This window comes from Bacteroidota bacterium (assembly GCA_016195025.1).
GTDB lineage: Bacteria > Bacteroidota > Bacteroidia > Palsa-948 > Palsa-948 > Palsa-948.
This window is the reverse complement of sequence record JACQAL010000027.1, coordinates 22119-32179: the sequence shown is the minus strand read 5'-3', so window position 1 is coordinate 32179 and position 10061 is coordinate 22119. Positions and strand designations below refer to the sequence as shown.

The window sequence follows — 10061 nt, the reverse complement described above, 5'->3', positions numbered from 1 at the left end:
TTTGCTAAAGCGGGAATGCTCCCTGCTTTAATGGGAATGAATCCTGCTTCAATGGGATACTTGCCCGGTTCAATGGGACGCTTCCCCACTCTAATGAAAACGCTCCCCGCTTCAATGGGGATGTTTCCTTCTTTAACGGGAACGATTCCCGCTTCAATGAAAATGATTCCCACTCTAACGGGAACGATGGAATGTTTAACCGGAAGCCGGGAAAGTTTAACTGGAAGCCGGGAAAGTTTAACTGGAACGCTTCCAGACGACTCGGGAACTCGGAGTTGCGAGCCGAAAACTGCAAAATCTTTGAAATTTCAAACATTCAATTACCTCAATCACATAATCAACCCAATAAACCAATAAACAATGGCGCACAAAAAATTAGACAAAAAATTCATCCTTACCGTAAACTTTCCTCAAACGGAAGAAGGACGACTCCAAAAAGAAGTGGATATGGCAAAAGCCGAAGCCGATAATTCCGGTTTTGTTCCCGGTTTAAATCCCGCGGCTTCATCGGTTCAAACCGATATTGCCGTAATCAACGACCCCAACACCGGGCTCATTGTTCAGCGCGATGCCGCCCGTGCGCTCGAAAAAGCGCTCACCGACAAAATCAATAAAAAGTTAGACGCGGTTCAGAATACCATCACCCGCCTGTGGGCTCCGCAGGCAGAAGCAGCGCTTACGGGTGATGTGGACAGAATTGCAAAAGCGAAAACCCTGCTCTTCGGAATAAAAGGGCAGGACACAGGGCATGTGAGTTCCTCCACTGCCAGAACCATAGCGGCAAACACCGAAAGCGTTCCCGTAATTATGAAAATAGATGTGAACACGCACAATATACAAATCCTCCTCCTTCACGACAGCGTGAGCAACAAAAAGGCGCTTCGCAAAGATATTCTCCGCATAGATATTTTCGGACTCACCGACCTGAGCGCAACGCCCACCGCGCCCGCTTCTCTTGCCGAATTGATTTCACGGGGAGGCGGCTACCTCGGACAAGCGGTGAAAAGAAAATTCACGCACGACTTTACGCCCGACCCCACCGCGCCCGGTCCTCCGCCTGCTCCGCTCAAAGGAAAAACCGAACATTACATTCCGGTGTACATAAGCAAGGCAACCAAAAAGCCGATTGGGATTGGTCCTGTGAAGAGCGCGCTCATTAATTAACGCAAGTTGCTACCTTCAATAATGGTCATTTATATGGATAACATCATGCGAAAAATGCGTCCCGATAGCTATCGGGAGTATGCGAACACTGCGAACAAAATGCAAAGAAAAATTCGCGGTGTTCGCATTTGTTCGCGGCATTTGCATTATTTTATCAATTCCTATCATTCAATAGGTGGCAACTTACATTAATTAACAGAGCGCTTTGAGAATATCGTTTCGGGTGATGATGAAGGTGTCGTCCAATTTAAAATCGCGCACGAGTACCGCGTGAATTTCAGAAGTAATCATTTTGCTGAGCGAGTCAATGGGCGTGGAAATATCTACAAACGGAAACGCTTGCTGCATAATTGTCTCCACCGGTTTTTCGGTGATGTCAGGATGGTCAAGAATGTTTCGGAAAAGATGGCGCTCGCTGATGGAGCCGACAATGCGCCCGTCTTTTGTAACAGGAATTTGTGAGAAATCATTTTTGCTCATCAATTCCACCGTGCTCTCAATGGTTGCGCTTGCTTCCACTGAAATGATTCCAGATTTTTTTCCTGCTACCAAATCTTTAGCAGTCAATCCTTTTTTATCGAAGAAGCCCTTTTCACGCATCCACTCATCGTTGAACATTTTGCCGAGATAGCGTGTGCCGTGGTCGTGAAAAATTACAACGACAACTTCTCCCGCCTTGAAATTATTTTTCAGTTGAAGCAAACCCGCAATGGCAGAGCCGGCAGAGTTGCCTATGAAAATTCCTTCCTGCCGAACAATTTCACGCGTAAACATCGCAGCGTCTTTGTCCGTCACTTTTTCAAAATGGTCTATGATGCTGAAGTCAACATTCTTCGGAAGAAAATCTTCGCCAATACCTTCGGTGATGTACGGATAAATTTCATTCTTGTCGAAAATCCCCGTCTCTTTATATTTTTTGAAAACAGAACCGTAAGTATCAATGCCCCACACTTTGAGTTTCGGATTTTTTTCTTTCAGAAATTTTCCCGTGCCGCAAATAGTTCCGCCCGTTCCAACGCCAACAACCAAGTGGTCAACTTTTCCTCCCGTCTGCTCCCAGATTTCAGGACCCGTAGTTTCATAATGCGCCTGCGAGTTGGAAAGATTATCGTACTGATTTGCTTTCCACGAATTCGGAATTTCTTTTTCAAGCCGAGATGAAACGGAATAATACGAGCGAGGGTCTTCGGGGTCAACATTCGTTGGACAAACAATTACTTCGGCTCCAAAAGCTTTCAATGCATCGGCTTTTTCTTTGGACTGTTTATCTGTGGTAGTGAAAACACATTTATATCCTTTCACGATTGCGGCAATCGCCAAACCCATTCCTGTGTTACCTGAAGTTCCTTCAATAATTGTGTAGCCGGGCTTGAGCAAACCTTTTTTCTCCGCATCTTCAATCATCTTCACTGCCATTCTATCCTTAATGGAATTTCCGGGATTGAATGTTTCTACTTTGGCAAGCACGGTTGCTTTCACATCTTTTGTAACGCTGTTAAGTTTCACCAGCGGAGTGTTGCCAATGGTTTCGAGAATGTTATTGAATATCTTCATAACAAAAAAATAAGAGGACGAAGGTAGAAATTTTTGAATGGGAGATTCTTGAAGCAAGGAAATATATGCACACCGCAGCGATTTCGGATAGCTGTCAGCATCATAAAATAAATTGAATGTTAAATCTGAAATAGCCGGGAATATTTTTTATTCTGCTATCAATTTTCCGCTTGCAATCATTTTATTTTCAGAAATGATTTCATAAAAATAAACTCCGCTTTGAAGGTTTTCTCGTTCAATAATCACCTGCGGCTGCAAAAATACTGCACTGCGAACTTCTTTTCCTGACAAATCAAAAATTTTTAGTTGCTTATCTTTCAAAAATACATCCGAAGAAATTTCCAGTAAAATATATTCTGAAAAAGGGTTGGGAAAAATATTGCATTCAATTTTTATTTTCTCTTCTTCTTTTATGCCATCATTAATCGCTGCATATTCCCAAAAGTCATTGAACTTTCCGCTGCTATTAGCACCTGTGCCAATATATCCTCGGCTTCCAATTGAAAAACCAACTGCATCAGATCTTGGTCCTCCTCCAAAATTTGCGCGTTGCGTCCAAACATTTGTCATTGGATCATACTCCCAAAATGCATCGAAGAAAGTCGGACCCGGATCATGCGCGCCTGTTCCTACATACCCTTTTCCTCCAAATGAAAAAGCAGCAGGAGCGGAAAGTGTGTTCGTGCCCACGTTTGCTTTTGATGTCCATGAATTGGATGCTTGATCCCATTCCCAAAAATCATTTACCGCAATACTTGATGCATAGCCGCAACCAATATATCCTTTTGTGCCAATTGAAAAACCAATTGCATCCCATCTTGCAGCACCTCCAAAAGATGCGCGCTGTGTCCATGAATCTGTTACCTGGTCCCATTCCCAGAAATCTTTTTTGAACGAACCATCATAACCAGTGCCTATATATCCCTTTGTCCCGATTGAAAATCCTGTAGCCCTGAATCTTGCCGTTCCGCCAAAGTTTGCTTTTTGCGCCCAGGTATTATTCCCCTGATTGTATTCCCACAAATCATTATAGTAGGGACCGCCAAACGCAGCACCTCCTGTTCCAATATATCCCTTAATGCCAATGGAAAAACCAACAGCATCTGTTCTCGCAGCTCCGGAAAAAGTTGCTTTTTGCGACCATGTATCAGTCGCTTGATTCCATTCCCAAAAATCCTGTTTATCTGAACCGTCTGAACCTGTGCCAATATAGCCCTTGCTTCCTATGGAAAAACCAACAGCAAGATTTCTCGCTGTTCCTCCAAAGTTTGACTTTTGAGTCCACACATTTTGTGCTTTTGCAAACAATGAAAAAAGAATAAACGAAAAGAGTAATTTTATTTTCATGTAATTTTTTTTTACAAAAGTAAAGAAATTAACTACCTTAAACCCGTCCTATTCCAACATTGTTAAAACATTTTTGATATTAGAATTTAAAGTATATTCGGCTTCACTTGTTTTTTGGTAAAAAATGTATACCACAATTTCTAAATGCAGAATCTGCGGAAACACAAATCTTGTTTCTCTCATCAATCTTGGCGAACAGGCACTGACTGGAGTTTTTCCTAAAAATAAATCAGAAAAAATTACTTCAGGTCCTTTGGAATTAGTGAAATGTCATCCTTTAAATTCCGATGATGATGTCTGCCATTTGGTGCAGTTACGGCATTCTTATGATTTGAGTGAAATGTATGGAGTGAATTACGGTTATCGTTCCGGTTTGAATCAATCCATGGTCCAGCATTTGAAAGACATTGTCAAATACATAAAAACTATTATTGATTTTAAAAAGGACGATTTGGTTATTGATATCGGAAGCAACGACAGCACCACTCTTCAACAATATCCCAGTAATTTAACACTCGCTGGAGTTGATCCTACCGGAATAAAATTCAAGCAATATTATCCAAAACATATTGACTTGATTCCCGATTTTTTCTCCTATGAAAATGTGAAGAAAAAATTTCCCGGTAAAAAAGCAAAGGTGATTACATCCATTGCAATGTTCTATGATTTGGAAAATCCGATCGCATTTGTAAAAGACATTTATGATTCTCTCGCTGATGACGGCATTTGGGTTTTTGAGCAAAGTTATCTTCCACTCATGCTTGAAGTGAATGCGTATGATACCATTTGCCATGAACATCTCGAGTACTATTCTTTATGCCAGATAAAATGGATGATGGAAAAAGTAGGTTTTAAAATTATTGATGTGGAGTTAAATGATATTAACGGGGGAAGTTTCAGAATAACTGTTGCAAAACAGAAATCAAAATATCAAGCAAATGCATCGGTTGCAAAAATTGAAAAGAAGGAAAATCAACTAAAGTTTAAGTCTCTTACGCCTTATGAAGAATTCAAGCAAAATGTTTTGAAGCATAAAAAAGAACTTTCGGAATTAATTGTAAATCTTAATCAGCAAGGGAAAAAAATATTTGGTTATGGTGCTTCCACCAAAGGAAATGTTATTCTTCAGTATTGTGGTTTAACTACAAATGAAATCCCTTTTATTGCGGAGGTAAATGAAGATAAATTTGGGTCGTTTACGCCTTTTACTCATATTCCAATTATCTCTGAAAAAGAAGCACGCAAAATGAAGCTAGATTATTTTTTAGTGCTTCCCTGGCATTTCAGAGAAGGAATTCTTAAAAAAGAAAAAGAATTCTTACGCGCTGGAGGTAAATTTATTTTTCCGCTTCCAAAAATTGAAATATTCGGTTGAATGAAAAGAGCAATCATTGTAGGGCATACCGGGCAGGACGGAACATATTTATATAATCTTCTTAAAGAAAAAAAATATTCTTTGATTGGAATTTCCGGCAGTTCTGTTTCTTCTGAAGGAAGCCTTGCTTTTAATAAAGTTGATATTTGCAATCCTAAACAGGTTTCACCTGTAATAAAAAATTTTCTTCCGGATGAGATTTATTTTCTTGCGGCTGTTCATCAATCATCTGCTGATAAAGAAATAGAAGATGGGGAATTATTTCAAAAAAGCTGCGATGTAAATGTAAAAGCATATATAAATTTTCTCGAATCGGTTAGATTAAATTCTCCCAAAACAAAAATTTTTTACGCAGCTTCTTCCCATATTTTCGGAAGTCCTGCAAACTTCCCTCAGGATGAAAACACTCCGATAAATCCAAATTGCGTATATGGAATAACCAAAACCGCGGGTTTTCATGCAAGCCATTTTTACAGAGAAAGCCATAGCATTTTTGCGAGTGTAGGTATTTTTTACAATCACGAATCTCCTTTACGCGAATCAAAATATGTTTCGAAAAAAATTGTTGAAACAGCAGTGGCAATTAAAAAAAATAAAAAAAGTGAATTAGAATTAGGAAATATTGAATCACAGATTGATTGGGGATATGCACCCGACTATATGGAAGCAGCTTATCAGATGATGCAGATTAATCATCCGGATGATTTTGTTATTTCAAGCGGAGAACTTCATAGCATAAAAAATTTTGTTGAAGCTGTTTTTACGTATCTTGAATTGGATTGGAAAAAATATATAAAAATAAATCCATTGCTGATTACGAAAAAGCAAAAGAAAAATCTTTTTGGCAATAACAATAAAATATGCGAAGTTGCAGGATGGAAACCTAAAGTTAATTTTAACTCCATGGTAAAAATTCTGGTTGATGAAGAGTTGAAAAAGTATGTCGGAAAATAAAACACTCATATTTATTCCAACTTATAATGAAGTTGAAAATGTCGGAAGAATTTTTCTTGAAATAAAATCTTTTAATCTTGGTGCAGATATTTTATTTCTGGATGATAATTCTCCGGATGGTACCGGAGAAGTAATAGATAAACTTGCTAATGCGCATCCGAATGTTTTTGTAATTCATCGTTCAAAAAAATCAGGAATCGGAAGTGCGCATCAGGAAGGAATTGCCTGGGCATATGAAAAAAAATATGAAGTATTGATTACCATGGATTGTGATTTTACACATTCGCCTTCTTACATCTTTAATTTTATTCAATCTTCAGACAAGGCGGAAATTGTTGTTGGTTCTCGGTATATGAAAAAGCACAGTCTGGCAAGTTGGAACTTATTCAGAAAGACATTAACTCACTTCGGACATTTTTTAACTGTTACGTTGCTTGATATGCCATACGATGCAAGCGGTGCATTCAGGTTATACAATCTGAAAAACATTGATCAGAAGTTATTTCAACTTATAAAATCTCCCGGGTATTCATTTTTTTTTGAAAGTTTGTTTATAATGAATTACAATAAAGTGCGCATTTTTGAAATTCCGATTGAACTCCCTTCAAGAACTTACGGTACATCCAAAATGTCGTGGAATGATGCGTGGAAAAGTTTAATGTTTTTATGGGACTTGTACAAAAGAAAAACTTTTAGTAAAAAATCTTTGACACTTAATGATAACTGAAATTGAAAAACATAAAATTGTAGAACAGGACTGGGACATTTACTGGGCTGATAAAGACAAAACCGGCAATGCAGTTTACGATTTTCTTGCAGGAATTTATCGGAGGCTGATTGTAAAAAATATTCTGAATCATTTTGTAAGAAAATATTTTTTAGAGGGAATAAAAGTTCTCCATGCCGGCTGCGGAAGCGGGCAGGTGGATGTAGATATAGCCAGGCATATCGATATCACCGCTCTTGATATTTCCCGAAATGCATTGAGGATTTATAAAAAAGTTCATGGAGAAAACAGTATTACCGTGCAGGGAAATATTTTTGAATTGCCATTTGCAGATAATACTTTTGATGGATTATATAATCTTGGTGTGCTCGAACATTTTACCCAGGATGAAATTCATCAGATACTGATTGAAAGCAAGCGCGTGCTTAAACCTAAAGGAAGAATTTTGATTTTATGGCCGCCTACTTTTGGTTTCACGGTTTTTGTTCTCGATGGCGCACATTTTATTCTGAACAAAATTTTTAGAATGAAAATAAAATTGCATCCGGATGAAATTACCAGAGTAAAGTCGAAAAAACATGCTGTTGATACTTTTGAAAAAGCGGGTTTTAGAATAATAGAATATTATTTTGGCATTAGAGATATTTTTACCCAGGCAGTTATTGTAGCCGAAAAGCCCTGAAATGAAGAGCAAAGGAAATACTCCAGTTCCTATACCGGAAACAAAAAATAATTTTTTCAACAAAATTTTTCCTGAGGCAGGAAATAAAAATGCTTTGTATCTTTTTTTGATACTCATTTTTTACTCTGCCATTGTTTTGCTCGGAATATCCAGACATGAAATGTGGCGGGATGAAATAGAGCCATGGCTCATCGGAAGTTTCAGCCAATCACTTTCAGATTTTTTTCATAACATGAAAATGGGTTCGAACCCATACATCTGGTATTTGATTCTTCATTTTCTCAGCAAGATTTCTCTTAATCCTGTGATTGTTCAGATTGCTCATACGTGTATTGCAATTGGTTCCGTATATATTTTTCTTCGCTATGCCCCTTTTAATTTATTACAGAAATTACTTTTCTGTGCGGGATATTATATCGTTTACGAATATGGAATCATCAGTCGGGGATACTCGCTCACCATTTTCTTTCTTTTTTTATTCTGTGCTTTATACAGGAAATATTGGAATGTAAATATTCCACTTGCCATTGTGATTTTTTTTCTTGCCAATGCAACAGGTGGTTTCGGAGCCATTCTTTCTATTTCTCTTCTGATTTTTATTCTCGCCAATTATTATTTTGATGAAATGCAGGATGGAAAGAAAAAAATAAAAATAAAATATACCGGATGGGCGGTGGCTATTATTCTTTTTTCAATCTGGGTGGCAATGAAATCAATTTCTCCTCCTCCGGACAGCGTGTACAATACGGAATGGTATGTGAGTGTGGATTTTAATCGAGCCTTCGAAATACTCAGGCGTGTGTGGTCAGGATTTATTCCAATTCCCGATTTATCGGAAGTGCATTTCTGGAATTCTAATTTTATAAATAAAGGTGACATTGGCACAGGAACAAAAAATTTTCTCACCGTCTGTTCGCTTGTTTTTTTGATTTACAGCGTTTTACTTTTTTCAAAAAAGACAACCGTCCTTTTGTTTTACACAGCGGGAACTTTTGGAATTTTATTTTTCTCTTATCTGAATCCTTCTATTTTTTATATCAATGGTACGCGATACCATGGATTTCTTTTTATAGTTTTTATTATTTCTTTTTGGCTTTTGAAATATTTTCCCGAGAAGAAAAAAGTCACAATCCCTCTACTAACGAAATGGAATGAACAAATGAATATTCAGAAATATCAAAACCAGGTGATGGCTTTCTTTTTATCCGTAAATGTATTTGCAGCCGGAGTTGCGTTCTGTAAGGATTTTGTAAACGATTTTTCTTCTGTTGAGAGAACTGGAAAGTTTATTGTAGAAAAGAATCTTCAGCGATTTTCGGCTGCCGGATTTATTGATTATGCTATATCACCCATTTCTGCATTCACCCGTAAACCTTTCTATTATCCCGAAAGAGATACAACGAGCACTTTTCCTATATGGACAAAGAAGAATTATACAACTGATATTAATCAGGCAATGAATCGTATGCTTTCAAGGATTTCAAAGATCAATGACACTACTCTTGTGGTTCTCAATTTTGATTTAAATACGTCCATGATTGGCGACATTTACTTTTCTCACCTTGCTGATTTTAAAGGAAGCATTGTTGCGGATGAAAATTTTTCAGTTTTCCTTGCACATAAATTTGATTTGAATAGGGATTTAGCAAATGATACGCCATTAACAGATGGGCGCATGATGAATTATATTTCACTTGCAAACGGATTGCTACAGCAAAATAAGTTAGATGATTGCGAAAAAGTTCTTGCTAAAATAGAAAGTAATGCAACAGAGAAACCGTATAATGGTTTTCATAATTGCAGAGGATTGCTGTTTATGAAAAAAAATAATTTAGACCAAGCAAAAAGAGAATTTCAAAAAGAAATTGATTTGAATTTGAAAAACGATGAGGCATACTTTCAACTCGGAATGATTTTCTACCAGCAACTAAAAAGTGATTCAGCAATGTGGGCATGGGAAAAAACAATTGAGCTTAATCCGAATAATCTGGACGCGTACAGCGATCTCGGCATTTGTTATCTGAATTTCAAAAAAGATATGAATAAAGCGGAAGAATTGTGGAATAAAACAATTCAACTCAATCCCAATTTTGTTCAGGGATATTTGAACCTTATGATTTTATGTCAGAATAAAAAAGACGAAAATTGTTTGCTGAATAATTTGAAGATTGTTTTAAAGAAAGGTGTTTCTCCGAATGATATTCGCGCCCGCGGCATTAATCTCACCGATGATTTACTGAAGAAAGCAACTTCTTAAC

9 protein-coding genes are annotated in these 10061 nt (G+C 37.6%); 7 read left to right on the top strand and 2 right to left on the bottom strand.

Annotated elements, in window-relative coordinates; genetic code table 11:
• The first annotated feature begins 15 nt into the window (after positions 1–15).
• On the top strand, positions 16–357 hold the full coding sequence (locus HY063_05765) for a hypothetical protein (GenBank protein MBI3501284.1): 342 nt from the start codon (positions 16–18) through the stop codon (positions 355–357).
• A gap of 3 nt (positions 358–360) precedes the next feature.
• A complete protein-coding gene (locus tag HY063_05760) occupies positions 361–1164 on the top strand; it encodes a hypothetical protein (protein MBI3501283.1) in 804 nt (267 codons plus the stop codon).
• 192 nt (positions 1165–1356) lie between these two features.
• On the opposite strand, the gene HY063_05755 is transcribed toward HY063_05760, so the two are convergent.
• Positions 1357–2718, bottom strand: a complete 1362-nt coding sequence (locus HY063_05755) for a pyridoxal-phosphate dependent enzyme (GenBank protein ID MBI3501282.1) — start codon at positions 2716–2718, stop codon at positions 1357–1359.
• A gap of 147 nt (positions 2719–2865) precedes the next feature.
• The gene (locus tag HY063_05750; GenBank protein MBI3501281.1) at positions 2866–4065 is read right to left on the bottom strand and encodes a T9SS type A sorting domain-containing protein; all 1200 of its coding nucleotides are present in this window, start codon (positions 4063–4065) and stop codon (positions 2866–2868) included.
• Between the two features lie 124 nt (positions 4066–4189).
• Between HY063_05750 and HY063_05745 the strand changes: the two genes are divergently transcribed.
• From HY063_05745 to HY063_05725, 5 genes are read left to right on the top strand one after another with little or no spacing between them, the layout of a single operon-like run.
• Positions 4190–5440, top strand: a complete 1251-nt coding sequence (locus HY063_05745; protein ID MBI3501280.1) for a methyltransferase domain-containing protein — start codon at positions 4190–4192, stop codon at positions 5438–5440.
• Positions 5441–6394, top strand: a complete 954-nt coding sequence (locus HY063_05740) for a GDP-mannose 4,6-dehydratase (GenBank protein ID MBI3501279.1) — start codon at positions 5441–5443, stop codon at positions 6392–6394.
• Complete coding sequence (locus HY063_05735) at positions 6381–7121, top strand: glycosyltransferase (GenBank protein ID MBI3501278.1); 741 nt, start codon at positions 6381–6383, stop codon at positions 7119–7121. The genes HY063_05740 and HY063_05735 overlap by 14 nt, the downstream gene beginning before the upstream one ends.
• Positions 7111–7803 (top strand): class I SAM-dependent methyltransferase, encoded by a 693-nt coding sequence (locus tag HY063_05730; GenBank protein MBI3501277.1) that lies wholly within the window; start codon positions 7111–7113, stop codon positions 7801–7803. The genes HY063_05735 and HY063_05730 overlap by 11 nt, the downstream gene beginning before the upstream one ends.
• Position 7804: 1 nt before the next feature.
• A complete protein-coding gene (locus tag HY063_05725) occupies positions 7805–10060 on the top strand; it encodes a hypothetical protein (protein ID MBI3501276.1) in 2256 nt (751 codons plus the stop codon).
• The last annotated feature ends 1 nt before the right edge of the window (position 10061 follow it).